General features: G+C 74.3%; 17 protein-coding genes. 9 read left to right on the forward strand and 8 right to left on the reverse strand.

The window, feature by feature from the left end:
• The first annotated feature begins 128 nt into the window (after window positions 1-128).
• Window positions 129-1,355, forward strand: a complete 1,227-nt coding sequence (locus IW245_RS05495; RefSeq protein WP_197002112.1) for an MFS transporter — start codon at window positions 129-131, stop codon at window positions 1,353-1,355.
• Between the two features lie 252 nt (window positions 1,356-1,607).
• Here the strand turns inward: IW245_RS05495 and IW245_RS05500 are convergent, their stop codons facing one another.
• Complete coding sequence (locus tag IW245_RS05500; RefSeq protein WP_197002113.1) at window positions 1,608-1,901, reverse strand: putative quinol monooxygenase; 294 nt, start codon at window positions 1,899-1,901, stop codon at window positions 1,608-1,610.
• A 92-nt stretch (window positions 1,902-1,993) separates the two neighbouring features.
• On the opposite strand from IW245_RS05500, the gene IW245_RS05505 reads away from it, so the two are divergent.
• Window positions 1,994-2,761, forward strand: a complete 768-nt coding sequence (locus IW245_RS05505) for a group II truncated hemoglobin (protein WP_197002114.1) — start codon at window positions 1,994-1,996, stop codon at window positions 2,759-2,761.
• Window positions 2,762-2,838: 77 nt separating this feature from the next.
• Here IW245_RS05505 and IW245_RS05510 read toward each other — a convergent pair whose 3' ends face one another.
• Genes IW245_RS05510 through IW245_RS05520 form a run of 3 tightly spaced genes read right to left on the reverse strand, consistent with a single transcriptional unit; the run spans window position 2,839 to window position 4,795 of the window.
• A complete protein-coding gene (locus IW245_RS05510; protein WP_233472645.1) occupies window positions 2,839-3,474 on the reverse strand; it encodes a class I SAM-dependent methyltransferase in 636 nt (211 codons plus the stop codon).
• Entirely contained in the window at window positions 3,471-4,145 is a 675-nt protein-coding gene (locus tag IW245_RS05515) for a TIGR04282 family arsenosugar biosynthesis glycosyltransferase (RefSeq protein WP_197002115.1), read from the reverse strand. The genes IW245_RS05510 and IW245_RS05515 overlap by 4 nt, the downstream gene beginning before the upstream one ends.
• Window positions 4,142-4,795 (reverse strand): glycosyltransferase family 2 protein, encoded by a 654-nt coding sequence (locus IW245_RS05520; protein WP_197002116.1) that lies wholly within the window; start codon window positions 4,793-4,795, stop codon window positions 4,142-4,144. Before IW245_RS05520 ends, IW245_RS05515 begins: the two co-directional genes overlap by 4 nt.
• Before the next feature lie 212 nt (window positions 4,796-5,007).
• Here IW245_RS05520 and IW245_RS05525 point away from each other — a divergent pair, with 212 nt between their 5' ends.
• The 4 genes from IW245_RS05525 to IW245_RS05540 are packed head-to-tail and all read left to right on the forward strand — an operon-like array spanning window position 5,008 to window position 9,209.
• Window positions 5,008-6,102 carry an NAD-dependent epimerase/dehydratase family protein gene (locus tag IW245_RS05525; RefSeq protein WP_197002117.1) on the forward strand — a complete coding sequence of 365 codons (1,095 nt, stop codon included), beginning with the start codon at window positions 5,008-5,010 and terminating at the stop codon, window positions 6,100-6,102.
• On the forward strand, window positions 6,102-7,259 hold the full coding sequence (locus IW245_RS05530; RefSeq protein ID WP_197002118.1) for a molybdopterin-dependent oxidoreductase: 1,158 nt from the start codon (window positions 6,102-6,104) through the stop codon (window positions 7,257-7,259). Before IW245_RS05525 ends, IW245_RS05530 begins: the two co-directional genes overlap by 1 nt.
• Complete coding sequence (locus tag IW245_RS05535) at window positions 7,256-7,714, forward strand: hypothetical protein (RefSeq protein WP_197002119.1); 459 nt, start codon at window positions 7,256-7,258, stop codon at window positions 7,712-7,714. The genes IW245_RS05530 and IW245_RS05535 overlap by 4 nt, the downstream gene beginning before the upstream one ends.
• Complete coding sequence (locus IW245_RS05540; protein ID WP_197002120.1) at window positions 7,707-9,209, forward strand: glycosyltransferase 87 family protein; 1,503 nt, start codon at window positions 7,707-7,709, stop codon at window positions 9,207-9,209. Before IW245_RS05535 ends, IW245_RS05540 begins: the two co-directional genes overlap by 8 nt.
• A 10-nt stretch (window positions 9,210-9,219) precedes the next feature.
• Here the strand turns inward: IW245_RS05540 and IW245_RS05545 are convergent, their stop codons facing one another.
• A complete protein-coding gene (locus IW245_RS05545; RefSeq protein ID WP_197002121.1) occupies window positions 9,220-9,828 on the reverse strand; it encodes a TetR/AcrR family transcriptional regulator in 609 nt (202 codons plus the stop codon).
• Window positions 9,829-9,862: 34 nt separating this feature from the next.
• Here IW245_RS05545 and IW245_RS05550 point away from each other — a divergent pair, with 34 nt between their 5' ends.
• From IW245_RS05550 to IW245_RS05560, 3 genes are all read left to right on the forward strand, one after another.
• The gene (locus tag IW245_RS05550; protein WP_197002122.1) at window positions 9,863-10,732 is read left to right on the forward strand and encodes an alpha/beta fold hydrolase; all 870 of its coding nucleotides are present in this window, start codon (window positions 9,863-9,865) and stop codon (window positions 10,730-10,732) included.
• 166 nt (window positions 10,733-10,898) lie between these two features.
• Window positions 10,899-12,422, forward strand: a complete 1,524-nt coding sequence (locus IW245_RS05555; RefSeq protein WP_197002123.1) for an alkaline phosphatase D family protein — start codon at window positions 10,899-10,901, stop codon at window positions 12,420-12,422.
• Window positions 12,419-13,684, forward strand: coding sequence for a hypothetical protein (locus IW245_RS05560; RefSeq protein WP_233472643.1), 1,266 nt, complete (start codon window positions 12,419-12,421; stop codon window positions 13,682-13,684). Before IW245_RS05555 ends, IW245_RS05560 begins: the two co-directional genes overlap by 4 nt.
• Window positions 13,685-13,734: 50 nt before the next feature.
• Here IW245_RS05560 and IW245_RS05565 read toward each other — a convergent pair whose 3' ends face one another.
• From IW245_RS05565 to IW245_RS05575, 3 genes are all read right to left on the reverse strand, one after another.
• Window positions 13,735-14,316: a TIGR03086 family metal-binding protein gene (locus IW245_RS05565; protein WP_197002124.1), complete on the reverse strand. Its 582-nt coding sequence runs from the start codon at window positions 14,314-14,316 to the stop codon at window positions 13,735-13,737.
• Between the two features lie 184 nt (window positions 14,317-14,500).
• The gene (locus tag IW245_RS05570; RefSeq protein WP_197002125.1) at window positions 14,501-15,121 is read right to left on the reverse strand and encodes a LysE family translocator; all 621 of its coding nucleotides are present in this window, start codon (window positions 15,119-15,121) and stop codon (window positions 14,501-14,503) included.
• Window positions 15,122-15,871: a thioesterase II family protein gene (locus tag IW245_RS05575; RefSeq protein ID WP_197002126.1), complete on the reverse strand. Its 750-nt coding sequence runs from the start codon at window positions 15,869-15,871 to the stop codon at window positions 15,122-15,124.
• Window positions 15,872-15,879 lie beyond the last annotated feature (8 nt).

Here is a 15,879-nt window from a genome sequence, read left to right on the forward strand (position 1 = left end):
ACCGTCAGGGAACACGAGGGAAAACCCTTTGACGGCCCTTGCCGCCGGGGACACAATCGGCACGCCAACGCCGGGTGGCCGCAGCCGGCACCGGCCACGGGCACCCTTCGAGATCACGGAGCGCAGTCGTGGCCACCCCTCTGCGGTACCCGAAGTTCCGGCTGCTCCTCGCCGGCCGGTTCACCAACACCCTCGGCGGCGCCGTCGCGCCGGTCGCGCTCGCGTTCGCCGTCCTCGACCTCACCGGCTCCGTCACCGATCTGGGCCTGGTCGTCGGGGCCCGCTCCGTCGCGAACGTGCTGTTCCTGCTGTTCGGCGGGGTGCTCGCCGACCGGCTGCCCCGGTCGGCGATCCTGATCGGCTCCAGCACGCTCAGCGCGCTCAGCCAGGGCGCGATCGCCATGCTGTTCCTCACCGGACACGCCACGGTCCCGGTCCTGGTCGCGCTCGCCGCGGTCAACGGAACGGTCAGCGCGTTCGCGTACCCGGCGTCGGCGGCGATCCTGCCGCAGACCGTGCCCGACGGGGAGCGCCAGTCCGCCAACGCGTTCAGCCGGCTCGCCACGAACGGGGCCATGATCGTGGGAGCTCCGCTCGGCGGCGTGCTGATCGCCGCGACCAGTCCCGGCTGGGGCCTCGTCGTCGACGCCGCGTCGTTCCTGATCTCCGGCGTGCTGTTCGCCCTGCTCCGGGTGCCGTCGGTGGCCCGGGGCGGCACACGCGACAGCATCCTGCACGACCTGCGGACCGGCTGGCGGGAGTTCTCGTCGCGGACCTGGTTGTGGGCCGTCGTGCTCGGCTTCATGTTCCTCAACGCCGCCGTCGTGGCCGCCGGGACCGTGCTGGGCCCCGGGATCGCGAAGGCGACCATCGGGGCCGGCGGCTGGGGCGCGGTCCTCGGCGCGCAGACGTTCGGCATGGTGCTCGGCGCGCTGCTGGCGATGCGGCTGCGGGTGCGCCGGCTGCTGCGGCTCGGCGTCGTCAGCGTCGGCGCGTTGTGCCTGCTGCCCCTCGCGCTGGCGTTCGCGCCGAACCTACCGGCCCTGGCCGCCGCCGGCTTCCTCTCGGGGATCTGTGTCGAACAGTTCTCCGTGGCGTGGGAGACGTCGATGCAGCAGGAGGTGCCCCCCGACCTGCTCGCCCGGGTGTACTCCTACGACATGCTCGGCTCCTTCGTCGCGATCCCGATCGGCCAGATGGCCGCCGGCCCGGTCAGCAAGCTGATCGGGGTCGGGCCGACCCTCGTCGGGTGCGCGGCCGTCGTGCTGCTGGCCACCGCCGGGATGCTGGTCGTGCGCGGGGTGCGGACGCTGGAGGCGGCCCGGGTGACCGCCGAGCCGGTACCCGTGTCATGACCGGTCCGCGCCGGCACTCTCCGCGGCGCACGGTCGCGGCCTCGGCGGCCGGACAGCGAGGGGTGGCCGGGCGTCATTGAAAGTCACGAGTTTGGCGAACTTTGACGTTGTGTAGCCGGGGTCCCATCCGGAGCGACCCCGGCGTCGAATCCCGGGCAGCCGCCGTCCGCGCCCCCCGTCGCGGGCGGCGGCCCTCGGGATCCGGAAAGCCTTTCGGGGCCCCGGAATCCGGGGTGGTCCCGGGGTGCCGGACTAGCCCGCCGTCAGGATCCGCACGCTGGGCGGTCCGGCCAGGAGTTCCGCGCCCCGAGCGAGGGCCTCCGCCAGGTGCGGGCTCGCGAGGTGCGCCTCGAACGCGCCCCGGTCCGCCCACTCCTCGACGACGATCCACGATCCGGGATCCTCGGGATCCACATAGGTCCGGTACGACAGGCAGCCCGGTTCGGCGAGCGTGGGCGCGATCATCGACTGGGCCTGGGCCCGCATCGGGGCCTCCTGGCCGGGCTGGGCACGCAGCCGCGCGAGGACGGTGACGGTGTTCGACATGCCAAGATCATATCCAGGGTTGGCGGCGGCCCGTTCCGTGTGTTACATAGTTACAGACTTACATTGAAAACACTGTGTACAGACGGAGTTCCATGATCATCGAATACATCCGGTACCGGATCGCCGAACCCGACCGCGAGGCCTTCGAGGCGGCGTACGCGCGCGCGGCCGTCCCACTGGCCGCGGCCCCCGAGTGCGTCGACTTCGAACTCGCCGGGTGCGCGGAGGACCCGGGCGCCTACATCCTGCGCATCACCTGGACCTCGCAGAAGGCTCACCTGGAGGGCTTCCGGGGCGGCCCCCACTTCCCGGGATTCCTCGCCGAGATCACGCCCTACGTCAACGCGATCGAGGAGATGCGGCACTACCGACGCACCCCGGTCGTCGGCGCGGGCTCGGCCGTCCCGACCCTCTACGACTGGGCCGGCGGCGCCGAGGCCTTCGACCGGCTCACGGTCGCCTTCTACGCGAAGGTGCTCGCCGACGACGTGGTCGGCCCGCTGTTCGCCGGGATGGACCCGGAGCACCCGGCGCACGTCGCACTGTGGCTCGCGGAGGTCTTCGGCGGCCCAAACCGCTACTCCACCGAGCGCGGCGGCTACCATCACATGGTCGGCCAGCACGTCGGCAAGTCCATCACGGAACCGCAGCGCCGCCGCTGGATCAACCTGCTCCTCGACGCCGCCGACGAGGTCGAGCTGCCGGCGGACCCGGAGTTCCGCGCGGCGTTCGTGAGCTATGTGGAGTGGGGCACCCGGCTCGCGCTGGCCAACTCCCAGCCGGGCGCGCGGCCCCCGCTGCACGCGCCGATGCCGCACTGGGGCTGGGGCGTGGCCCCGCCCTACCGCCCGGCGTCCTGAAGATCCTTTGAGGGTTACGGAGAGGCCCGACCCGGCAGCGCCGGCCGTCCGGGCCCCTCCGTTCCGCGGTGTCCCCGTCAGGTGCCGGAGTCGCGGTTCAGGGCCGCGAACCAGCGGCCAGCCTCCGTCCACGCCTCCGTGATCCCCAGGCCGGCCCGGTACGCCAGCCCCGGCACGTCGGCGAACGACACGAACGCCCACGGGAACGGCGCGCTCACCCGCGCGTCCACCCGCAACCGCAGCTCGGCCACCGCCGTGGCCACGCCGGGCGTCTCCAGTTCCACGACCACGGCCCCGCCGGGAGCCAGCAGTTCCCGGCACCGGGCGAGCAGCCGCACCGGATCCCCGCCGATCCCGATGTTCCCGTCGGCGAGCAGGGCCGTGGCCCACCGCCCCTCGCGCGGCACCCGGCGGAACACGTCGCCGCGCACCGCCCGGCCGCCCCGGGCCCGGGTGAGCCGGACGGCGACGGGAGAGATGTCCAGGCCGAGCGCGGACACCCCGCGCCCGGCGAGCGCCGCGACCAGCCGGCCCGGCCCGCACCCGATGTCGAGGGTCGGCGCGCCGCACCGGTCGAGCATCCCGCCGTCCCCGGGCGTGGACGCGCTCGTCCACCTGGCCAGCCCGGCCTGCAGGACCTCGCCGGCCAGCACGTAGTCCAGGCGGGCGTCCGCGTCGAGCGCCGCGTCGTAGAGCTCCAACGCCGTCGTCACGCCGCACCCCGCCGCAGGGTCGGGGCCGAGGCGTCGGTGTCGCCGGCCGGGCCGCCGGGCGCGCCGGCCGGGAGCGCGAGCGCGGCGACCGCGTGGGCGAAGCGGGTGTCCGGGGCCAGGGCCGCGACCGCGTGCGCGTCAGCCATCGTGTCCACGTCGCGGAGCACCGGCAGGGGGAGTACCCGCAGTCCGGCGGCCCGCAGCGCCCGCGCGGTCAGCTCCCCGGTGTCGGGCGTGGACATCGGCACGTCCCGCAGCAGCGCGCCGTACGCCGGGTCGCGCAGCCCGAGGGCCCACCAGCCGCCGTCCTCGGCGCGGCCGAGCACCGCGTCGGCCTGCCCCAGCCACGCGCACGCCGCCCCGAGGAGGTCGGCGGTGACCTGCGGGGTGTCCATCCCGATCAGCAGGGTCGGCCCGTCCATCGCGGCGAACCCGTGCGCGAGCCGGGCGGCCAGCCCGTCGCCGCACTGGTCGACGGTGTCGAACCCTTCGGCCTCCAGGAGCCCGTCGCGGAGCAGGGTGCGCGACACCCCGAGGTGGCGGACCGCGTCGAGGGTGTCGCGCAGCGCGGCGGCGGCCAGGTCGGCGGCCTGCCGCGGCGTACACGGTGGACAGAGTCGGGTTTTGACCCTGCCGGGCACGGGCTGTTTGGCGACGACAGTGATCCTCACCCGGACAGCACCCGGCTCATGTCCCGCACGGCGCGCACCGTGCCGAGCCAGGTGCCGGTGACCTTGGACCGGCTGCCCTCGGCGCGGGGCAGGTAGTCGACGTCGATCTCCTCGACCCGCCAGCCGGCCGTGGCCGCCGCGACGACCATCTCCAGGGGGTACCCGAACCGGCGGTCAGCGAGGCCCAGCCCGAGCAGGTCGACCCGCCGGGCCGCGCGCATCGGCCCGAGATCGCGCAGGGACACGCCGCACCGCCGCCGCAACCGGTGCGCCAGCACGGCGTTGCCCCACCGCGCGTGCAGGGGCCACGCCGCGGCGCTGACCGGGCGACGCCGCCCGAGCACGAGGTCCGAGGTGCCGGCGAGGACCGGGTTGACCACCCTGGGCAGTTGGCGCGGGTCGAGGGTCGCGTCGGCGTCCAGGAAGCACACCACGTCGGCGGACGACGCCTCCAGTCCGGCGTGCGCGGCGGCCCCGAAGCCGCGCCGGGGCACGGTGACGACCCGCGCGCCGTACTCCGCGGCGATCAGCGCCGAGCCGTCCGTCGAGCCGTTGTCGGCGACGATCGCGCGATAGCCGGCGGGCAGCCGGGACAGTACCCACGGGAGAGCCTCGGCCTCGTTGAGACAGGGCAGGATCACATCCACCATGGGGAGACCGTACGGCCGTGACCAGCGCCGAGACCTTACGAACCGAGGACGCCGCGCCCACATTACGAGGTGCTGACGCCCCTTGACGGCCCGGGCGTTGTGTGTACTTCCGCCCGGATCTTACGAATCGCTCACGGTGGGTCGGAAACGGCCGGGACGGGTCGCCGGCGGTCCTACGCTCACCGGAGAATCCGACCTCCCAGGTGGTGACCATGCACGTGCTCGTAACCGGCGGCGCCGGCTTCATCGGCTCCCATGTGGCCGCCGCGCTGCGATCCGACGGCCACGACGTGACCGTGCTCGACAACTTCCACCCGGCCGCCCACGGCCCCGCCCCGACCGGGTCCGGTGCCGCCCCCGTGCGGGACGGCGTCCTCGTCGGTGACGTCCGCGACCCCGACGCGGTCCGCGCGGCCCTGCGCGACGTGGACGTCGTCGTCCACCAGGCCGCCATGGTCGGCCTGGGCCTCGACCTCGGCGACCTGCCCGAATACGTGTCCTGCAACGACCTCGGCACCGCCGTGCTCCTCGCCGGGATGGCCGACGCCGGGATCCGCCGCCTCGTCCTGGCCAGCTCCATGGTCGTCTACGGCGAGGGCCGCTACACCTGCCCGACCCACGGCCCCACCCGCCCCGGTCCGCGCGCCGTGCCGGATCTGGACGCCGGCCACTTCGAACCCCCGTGCCCGACGTGCGGCGCGGCCCTGGACACCGCCCTCGTCCCGGAGGACGCGCCCCTCGACCCGCGCAGCGTCTACGCCGCCACCAAACTCGCCCAGGAACACCTCGCCTCGGCCTGGGCCCGGGGCGTCGACGGCACGGTCACAGCGCTGCGCTACCACAACGTGTACGGCCCCGGCATGCCCCGCGACACCCCCTACTCCGGGGTGGCCGCGATCTTCCGGTCCGCCCTGGAGCGCGGCGTCGCGCCCCGGGTGTTCGAGGACGGCGGCCAGCTGCGGGACTTCGTGCACGTGTCCGACGTCGCGGCGGCCAATGTGGCGGCGTGCGCGCGGGACGGGGTCGGGGTCGCGGCGTACAACATCTGCTCGGGGCAGCCGCGCACGGTGGGGGAGGCGGCGACGGCGCTGGCGGAGGCGTTCGGCGGCCCGGCCCCGGTCGTGACGGGGGAGTACCGCCTCGGGGACGTCCGGCACGTCGTCGCCTCCCCGAACCGGGCCGCCGCCGAGCTGGGCTACACGGCGCGGGTCGACTTCGCCACGGGCATGCGGGAGTTCGCCTCGGCTCCGCTCAGAGCGTCCACGGCACCCGGCACTGCGGCTCCGCTCCCGGCGTCGGTGGCGTGATGCTGCGCAGACCGTTCCCGACCCCGCCGGCGGCCCTGCGCCGGGGGCCGTTCCGCCGGGGCGCGTTCACCTCCGCCCTGCGCTCGCCCCGCTTGACCAGCCACCTCGGCCTGCTGCTCGCCGTCGCGTTCGGCGTGTGCTTCCTGACCGGTCTGCTCAGCCACGCGATCCAGCACCCGCCGGACTGGTTCTGGTGGCCGGCGCGTCCCGTGTGGCTGTACCGGGTCACCCAGGGCCTGCACGTCGCCACCGGACTGGCCAGTGTGCCGCTGCTCGGCGCGAAACTGTGGTCGGTGTACCCGAAACTGTTCGCCTGGCCGCCGTTCCGCGACCTCGCGCACGCCCTCGAACGCTGCTCCGTCCTCCTCCTGGCCTCCACGGCGATCTTCCAGCTCGTGACCGGGATCCTCAACATCGCCCGCTGGTACGCGCCGATGCCGTTCGGGTTCGTCGCCGCGCACCACTGGACGGCGTGGCTGGCCGTCGGCGCGCTGCTCGTGCACGTCGCGGTCAAGCTGCCGATCGTCCGCCGGGCCCTGAGCCGCACGCCCCGGGCCGTCCCGACGGACGGGCTCAGCCGGCGCGACCTGCTCGCCGCCGTCGGGGCCACGGCCGCCGTGGTCACGGTCGCCACGGTCGGCCAGACCGTCCGGCCCCTGCGGGACCTGTCGGTACTCGCGCCGCGCCGACCCGACACCGGACCGCAGGGTCTGCCCGTGAACACGTCGGCCGCCGCGGCCCGGATCACGGTGCCCGCCGACTTCCGGGTCACGGTGACCGGGCCCGCCGGCCGGCACGCGTTCACCGTGGCCGATCTGGCCGCGCTGCCCCAGCACACCGTGTCGCTGCCGATCACGTGCGTGGAGGGCTGGAGCGCCGACGCCCGCTGGACCGGGGTCCGGGTCCGGGACCTGATGGCCATGGTCGGGTTCGTCGACGGGTCGGTGCTGGTGGAGTCGTTGCAGCAGGACAGCCCGTACCGGTCGTCGGTGCTCGCGCCGCCGCACGCCCACGACGACCTCACACTGCTCGCCCTGCGGCTCAACGGCGAGATCCTGCACCCCGACCACGGCTACCCGTGCCGGCTGATCGCCCCGAACCGGCCCGGCGTGCTGCAGACCAAGTGGGTCACCGCGCTGACCGTGGTGCCGTCATGAGGGCCGTCCGCGTCTCCCTGGCCGTCGTGGGCCTCCTCTTCATCGGGTACGCCGTCCTCGGCACCGCCACCGACCCCGGCAGCCGCCCGGTCGGCCAGCTCGTGTTCCTCGGCGCGGTCCTGCTCGGCCACGACCTGGTCGTCCTGCCGCTGGCGATCGGGGTGGGCTGGCTGGCCGCCCGGCTGCTGCCCGGCTGGGCGAGGGGGCCGGCCCACGCCGCCCTGTTCGCGTCGGCGGTGCTCACCCTGATCGCGACGCCGTTCATCGTCGGCGACGGCCACCCGCCCGACAACCCGTCGGCCCTGCCCCTCGACTACGGCCGGGGCCTGCTGACCGTGCTGGCCGTGGTGTGGACGGCAGCGGCCGTCTGGGCCGCCCTGGCCCGGCGCTCCCGCCGCCCGGCCGGCCCGGGACGCGAGGACTCCCGCACGCGGCGGACGGAACGCGATGGGTGAGACCGCCGTCGGTTCCGGGCCCCAGGAGGCTCCGGCGGGCGGCGCGGCATGGGCGCGCACGCTCGGCACCGCAGGGGCCGTCGGGGTCCTCTGCGTCCTCACCGCCCTCGTCACGTCCTCGCCCCGCTGGGTCGACCAGACCGGGCTCGTCGCCCTCACCGGCGGGTCCTGGCTGGTGTTCGGCCTCGCGGCGTGGCTGGTACGCGGGGTGCCGACCCGGCCGGCCGTCGCGCTGATCCTGTTGTCCGGCCTCGTGCTGCCCGTGCTCGCCGCGCTCGGCCCGCCCCGCAGCAGCGACGACCTGTACCGCTACGTGTGGGACGGCCGGGTGCAGGCGGCCGGTGTGGACCCGTACCGGTACCCGCCCGCCGACCCCGCGCTCGCCGGCCTGCGGGACGGGTTCCTGTGGCCGGCCACCGGGCCATGGTGCGTACCGGGCGGCTGCACCCTGATCAACCGGCCCGCCGTGCACACGATCTACCCGCCGGCCGCCGAGGCGTACTTCCTCGCCGTGCACGCGCTGGCCCCCGCCGGCAGCCGCACCCGGCCGATCCAGCTCGCCGGGGCCCTGGCCGCGTTCGCCACCACGGTCCTGCTCGTGTCCGCCCTGCCCACGGTCCGCCGCACCCGGGCGGGACCCGGGCCGGACCTCAGGCTCGCGGCGCTGTGGGCCTGGTGTCCGACCGTGGTGCTGGAGGCCGGCAACAACGCCCACGTGGACGTCGTCGCGGCGTTCGTCGCCGGGGCCGCCCTGCTCGTTCTCGCCCGGGCGCGCACCCGGCGCGGGTCGTTCTGGGGCGGGGTGCTGCTCGGGCTGGCCGTCGCGGTCAAGCTCACCCCGGCGCTGCTCGGCCCGACCGTGCTCCGCCGCCGGCCGGTGCTCGTGGCGGTCGGCGCGGCCGGGGCGGTCGCGGCCGTGTACCTGCCGCACGTCCTCGCGGTCGGCGCCGGCGTCCTCGGCTACATCCCGGGCTACCTCACCGAGGAGGGCTACGCGAACGGCTCCCGGTTCGCGCTGCTCACGACCGTGCTGCCCGGGTCGTGGGCGACGCCGGTCGCGGCGTTGCTGCTGGCCGGGGCGGCGGTGTGGACGATGTCGCGGTCCGACCCCGACCGGCCGTGGGACGCGGCGGTCCGGCTCGTCGGGGCGGCGCTGCTGGTCACGACGCCGGGGTACTCGTGGTACGCGATCCTGCTCGTTCTGCTCGTCGCCCTGTCGGGCCGGGCGGAATGGCTGGCCGTGGCCCTCGCCGGCCAGCTGGCCCTGCACGCCCCGGACCTGCACCTGGCCCCGGCCCCCGCCCAACGCCTCGGCTACGGGGCCGCGCTGCTGACGGTCCTGGCCGTGGGCGTCGCGCGCCGGCGGGGCTTGGGGCGGGCGCCGCGACCGGCACCGGAACGCGACCGGGCGACCGGCGGACCGCCGCCGGAGGAGGCGCCCGGCGGTGCGGAGCACGGGAAGGACCGACGCGTGCCGGGGGAGGTGTCGCCGTAACCGGAAAAGGCTATTGATCTTCGGGGGTGAACAGCTCCGCGAGGTGGTGGGTGAGGATCGCCAGGGCCGCCTCGCCCGTGCGCTGCCCGCCGAGCACGCTGGACCCGAGGCCGTTGGTCATCGCGAGCAGCCCGGCGGCGGCCAGCACCGGATCGCGGCCCGGCGCGACGTCGCCGGCCTCCTGCGCGGCCCGGATCTGCTTCGCCAGGAACGACTCCAGCAGGTCCGCGTGCGCCGTGCCGTGCCGTTCGGCGAGCGCCGGCTCGGTGAGCACCAGCGTGTAGTACGCCGACCAGGTCCGGGTGATCCGCCGGCTCTCCGCGTCGGTGGGCAGCACGCTGGACAGGATCGCGGTCACGGTGCCGCGCGGGGTGGGCGGCGAGCCGGCCGCCGCGATCCACGCGCTCATCCGGGCCTGCAACTGGACGCCGAGCCGGGCGAGCCCGTCCATCAGCAGCTCTTCCTTGGTGTGGAAGTAGTACTGCACCAGGCGCAGCGACACCCCCGCCTCGGCGGCCACCACCCGCATGCTCGCCGCCTGCAGGCCCTGGCTGTCGGCGATCCGCAGCAGCGCCTCGGCGATCTGGGTCCGTCGTTCCTCGTGGTCCACCTTGGACACCGCGCCACCTCTCAAGTTGTGATACAACTGTATCATGAGAATCGGACAGTTCAGGAACGACGCCGCCCGGACCAAGTTCATCACCGCCTACGACCGGGTGTTCACCGCGGTCTGGCCCCTGCCGCGCTGGGCCGTCGATGTGCCCACGGCGTTCGGCACCACCCGGGTCTACCGGGGCGGCCCCAGCGAGGGCCCCCCGGTCGTGTTGCTCCCGGGTGCCGGCGGCAACGCCCTCTCCTGGTACGGCTACGCCGCCGCCCTCGCCGCCCACCACCCGGTCATCGTCGTCGACCCGGTCGGCGAGCCGGGCGCGAGCGTCCAGACCGCCCCGGTCGCCGACGGCCCCGACGCCGGCCGCTGGCTCGACCAGCTCCTCGCCGGCCTCGACGTCACCGACGCGCACGTCGTCGGCTGCTCCTACGGCGGCTGGACCGCCCTGCACGCAGTACTCGCCGCCCCTGGCCGGGTCGCACGACTGACCCTGGTCGAGCCCGCCGGGTTCGCCGAGGTCGGCGCGCGGTTCATCGGCTGGATCATCGCCGGTGGCCTGGCAGGGCTCGCCCCGCGCGCGCTCCGGCCCCGCCTGGCCCGGCTCGTCGGCAACAGCACGATCCTGGAGACCGAGCTGATGAGCCTGGCGCTGCCGTCGGCCGGGTTCCGCCGCAAGCTGCCGCCGGCGACGGTGTTCACGGACGAGGAGCTGCGCGCGGTGGGGGTGCCGGTGTCGGTGCTGCTCGGCGCGCGCAGCACCCTGCACCGCTCCGCCCAGGTGGCCGCCCGGCTCGCCGACGTCGCCCCGGGGATCCGGGTCGAGGTCGTGCCGGGGGCGGGGCACGCGTTGCAGCTCGACCGGTCGGAGCTGGTGATCGACCGGATCCTGGGGAACGTGGCGGCGGGGCGTTGAGACCGCCGCCCCGCCCCTGGTCGGGTCGCGGCCCGACGGGCCCGGGGGCGGCCCGGGCGCCGCCCGTGTGGGTTTTGTCGGCGCCGGCCGACCGCAGCGCCAAAGGTAGCCGAACAATCAGTGTCGGACCTGGCAATAGCCCCACTGTGGCCGGTAGAACACAGGCATGCCCCCACTGCATAGACGAACGTTCATCCTCGGTGGTCTCGCCGGTGCCGGCGCGACCTTCCTGACCTCCGGCGCCGCCGGTGCGGCCCTCGGTTACCCGTTCACGCTCGGCGTCGCGTCCGGCGATCCCGCCCCGGACGGCGTGGTGCTGTGGACCCGGCTCGCCCCGTCGCCTCTGAACGCCGACGGCCAGGGCGGCATGTCCACGGCCGCCGTGTCCGTCGAGTGGCAGGTGGCCTCCGACGAGTACTTCACCCAGCTCGTCCGGACCGGCACCGTCACCGCCGCGTACGCGTCCGCGCACACCGTGCACGTGGAGGTGACCGGTCTGCAGGCGGGCGCGGAGTACTTCTACCGGTTCCGCGCCGCCGGGTACATCTCCCCGGTCGGCCGGACCCGGACCACCCCGGCCGTCGGGTCGAACTCGCCGTTCACGATGCTGTTCACGTCGTGCTCGCACTACGAGTCGGGCTACTTCACCGCGTACCGGCGGATGGCCGAGGAGCAGCCCGACGTGATGCTGCACCTCGGCGACTACCTCTACGAGGGCACGGCGTCCACCACCGCCGTCCGCAAGCACGCCCCGACCAGCGAGATCACCTCGCTGGCGAATTACCGGGTGCGGCACGCGCAGTACAAGACGGACCCGGATCTGCAGGCCGCGCACGCCGCCGCCCCGTGGCTGGTGATCTGGGACGACCACGAGGTGGAGAACAACTACGCCAACCTGACGCGGGCCGACAACTCCCCGGCCGGCGACGTGACCTGGTTCAAGGCGCGTCGGGCTGCCGCCTACAAGGCGTACTACGAGCACATGCCGCTGCGGGCCTCCTCAGTCCCGGTGAACGAGAACATGCAGCTCTACCGGCGGCTGCGCTGGGGGAGCCTGGCCACGTTCCACCTGCTGGACACCCGGCAGTACCGCGACGACCAGGCCTGCGGCGACGGCACCAAGGTGTGCGCCGACGCGAAGCTGCCCAACCGCACCCTGACCGGCGCCGCCCAGGAGTCCTGGCTGCTCGACGGCCTCGGCCAGCACCTCGGCACCTGGGACATCATCGGCCAGCAGGTGTTCTTCGCCCAGAAGCTCGCCGACGCCGCCGGCGCGACCTCGATGGACGCCTGGGACGGCTACGTGGCCAACCGCGACCGGCTCCAGCAGGGCTGGGACGCGCGCGGCGTGCGCAGCGCCGTGGTGCTGACCGGCGACGTGCACCGGTCGTGGGCGAGCAACCTGATGCTCGACTACGCCTCGCAGAACAGGATCGTGGGCACCGAGCTGGTCAGCACGTCGGTCACGTCCTCCGGCGACGGCAACGCGGCGGAGACCGGCCTGTCGAGCCTCAACCCGCACGTCAAGTTCTACAAGAACCTCCGGGGGTACGTCCGGGCCAACGTCGACTCCACCCGGATGGCCGTCGACTTCCGGTTCGTGGACAAGGTGACCGTCCGCGACTACCCGGTGCACACCGTCCAGAGCTACGCGATCGAGGCCGGCAACCCCGGTCTGGTGAACCCGTGAGGGCCCGCGCGCTCGGTGTCCGCGCTCTCGTGGTGGCCGTGACCGCCGCGACGGCCGGTCCGCTCCTGGTCGGCGCCCCAGCGTCGGCGTCCGGCACCACCCCGGCGGACATCACCTGGTCCACGGCGAACAGCGTCGCGACCGGCGACCAGGACAACGCGGCGGTGTCGGCGACCCGCAACGGGTACACGGCCGTCGTCTGGGAGGACGACCGCGACGCGACGAACCCGACCGACCCGGTGCACTCGGAGGTGTTCCTCCGGCTGTACAAGGACGGCACATCCCTGTACGAGAAGAAGATCTCCACCGGCGGCACCGGCACCTGGCGGCACTGGCAGCCCGACGTCGCCCTGCACGAGGACGGCACCGCCGTGGTCGTCTGGTCGGAGGACCCCGACGGCAACGGCTTCTACAACATCGCCGTACGCACCGTGTCCACCGCCGGCACGGTCAGCGGCTCCGGCACGGCCAACGCCAGCTCCGCCGGCCAGCAGTTCGAGCCGGCCGTGGCCGCCGACCCGGACGGCGCGGGCTTCACCGTGGTCTGGGAGGACGTGCAGACCGGCGCCCAGCCGACGGTCCGCGCGGCCGGCTACGCCTCGCTCACCTCGAAGACCTACGAGGCGCAGGTCAACACGACCGGTGGCACCCACCACCGGCCGGACGTGGCCGTCGGCGCGGCCGGCAACGCGGTCGTGGTGTGGGACGAGGACGGCGACGGCAACGGCTTCTACAACATCGGCCTGAAGATCCTCACCCCGTCCGGTGGGGTGAAGCTCGCCCAGACGACGGCCAACGCGGCCGGCGGCGGCCAGCAGCGCAACCCGGCCGTGGCCGCGACCTTCAACGGCGACTTCGTGGCCGCGTGGGAGACCGACCACACGGGTACCGCCCGGGTGGCCACCCGCTCCTTCACCGCCACCGGGGCGGCACGCACCACCACCGACCGGCTCGTCACCGACGACACCGAGGTCGTAGGCCCGCAGACCACGCCGCGGGTCGGCGTCGACGACCAGCTCAAGCTCGTCGTGAGCTGGGTGGACGGCTCGGACGTGTGGGCGCGCGGCTTCAACCCGGACGGCACGGTCACCGGCCGGTTGCCCGAGCTGCGGGTGAACGCGACGGCCACCGGCCGGCAGGACGAGCCGGCGTTGGGCGTGTCGCCGTGGGGCGAGATCACCGTCGCGTTCACCGACGACCAGGACGGCAACGGCTTCGACCAGGTCTACCTGGGCACCGGCCTGGTCAACAGCACCTGGTAACGGGGACGCGCGGATCGACCCGGCGGGCACCGGACCTGCTGCCCGCCGGGTCAGGCCTTCCAGCCGGGTTCGCGGCCCAGGTAGCGCAGCAGCGTGGCGGCGGCGTCGTCCCCGCCCTCGGCCGGCACGACGGCCCCGAACGCCCCCCACGCCCGCAACGGTTCGCACAGCGCCGTCGCGATCGGCAGCAGGGCCTCGGCCATCGGTGCGGTGAGCGGCGAGGGCTGCCCGGTGGCGACGGCGATGTCCCAGGCGTGCACCGCCGCGTCGAGCGCGCACGCCCCGGCGGCCAGGGTCGCGGACATCGGCCCCTGCGGCAGCGGGTTCGGCACGTTCTCCGCGTCGGTGGCCACGGTGGCCCAGGCGTTGACCGTGGCGTCGAGGGCCAGGTCCAGCACGATCAGCGGCGCGTCCCGGAGCTTCCCGGACGGCGCGAACGGGTTCTCCGCCGGGCCGGGGCCGCCGGTGATCGCCGCGGCATAGGCGAGCTGGTCCCCGGCGGCGTGCTGGAGCACCTGGGTGACGTTCCACTCCGCGCACGGGGTGCGCAGCGCCCAGTCGGCCGGGTCGACGGCGGCGACCGTGGTACGCAACGCCTGGTGCGCGTCGACGAGAAGGACGTACTCGGTCATGGGGCTCCTCCGTGGACAGCGCAAGATCAGCGCAGTGAGCCTCGCCCGTCGGATCCGTCCGTGTCAATGGGCCGTCCGGTGCTGCCGCGCCACGGCGTCGACCAGCGTGTCCACAATGGCCGAACGCGTCGACGGATCGTCGCCACCCCGCCCCGTTCGGTGATCCCTCTTCACGGGCGGGCCTCTAGTCGCGGGTCTGCAGCGCCAGGCGGACCGCGAAGCCGACCAGCAGCAGCCCGGTGACCCGCTCGATCCGGGCCCGGACCTTCGGCCGGCGCAGCACGGCACCGGCCCGGTCCACGACGAGGACGTACAGGCTGAACCACAGCAGGTAGATCACCGCGAAGATCGCCGACAGCAGCAGCGCGTAGCCCAGGCCCCCGCCGTGCCGGGGGAAGAACTGCGGCAGCAGGGTGATGAAGAACAGCGCGACCTTCGGGTTCAGCGAGTTCGACAGGAACCCGTGCCGCAGGTAGCGCCACGGGGAGCCGGCCGGTTGCGCGGCCTCCTCGACAGCCGCCGACGCGGACCGCTTCCGGGCCGACAGCAGGGTCTGCACGCCCATCCACAGCAGGTACACGGTGCCGATCAGTTTCAGGGCCGTGAACGCCTCCGCGGAGGCCATCAGCAGCCCGGACACCCCGAACGCCGCCGCGGTGGCGTGCACGGAGACCCCGGTCGCCCCGCCCACCATGGTCAGCAGCCCGGCCGTCCGGCCGCCGGTGAGCGCGTTGCGGGTGATCAGGGCCTGGTCCGGACCGGGGATGGCGATCAGGACCAGGGCGGCGAACGCGAAGACGAGCACTCAGACCCCCGACTGTCGGAATGTGGCGTTGATGGTCCGCAGCAGCGGCCGGCGGTGCTCGCGGTGGTAGAAGTGCCCGCCGGCGAACCGACGGGAGGCCACCGGACGGGTACTGTGCTCCGCCCACGCCGCCAGCTCCTCCTCCGTCACGTGGTCCTCGCGCCCGCCGAGGACGGTCAGCGGCACCGGCAGCGCGGGGGCCGGCCGGTGCGCGTAGGAGTCGACCAGCTCGTAGTCGGCCCGCAGGCAGCCGGCGATCATCGATTTGAGGTCCGGGTCGACCAGGGCCTCGGCCGGCACCCCGCCGTGCCGGCGCTCGACCTCCGCGAGCAGGTCGTCGTCGGGCAGGTGGTGCACGGCCGGCTCCCTGCGGGGCAGGTGCGGCGCCGGGTACGCGGAGACGAACAGCCGCTCCGGCAGTGGCCGGCCGGCGCGGTGCAGCGCCCGGGTCACCTCGTAGGCGACCAGGCTGCCCATGCTGTGTCCGAAGAACGCGAACGGCGCGGGAAACGTGTTCTCCGCCAGCAGTGCTTCCACGAGCGGCTCCATCCGGGTGAAATGTCGCTCCCTGAGCCTACTGCCGCGGCCGGGCAGTTGGACCCCCCACAACTCCACGCCGGGCAGTTCCGCCGCCCACCGGACGTACTCGGCGATCGAGCCGCCGCCGTGCGGGAAGCAGTACAGCCGGACGGCCGGGGTGGGCCGGGCGATGGCGCGGACCAGCCAGCGCGGAGTTGAGAGGGTGTCCACGTCAGCCC

The sequence above is a fragment of the Longispora fulva genome (assembly GCF_015751905.1).
Lineage (GTDB): Bacteria > Actinomycetota > Actinomycetes > Mycobacteriales > Micromonosporaceae > Longispora > Longispora fulva.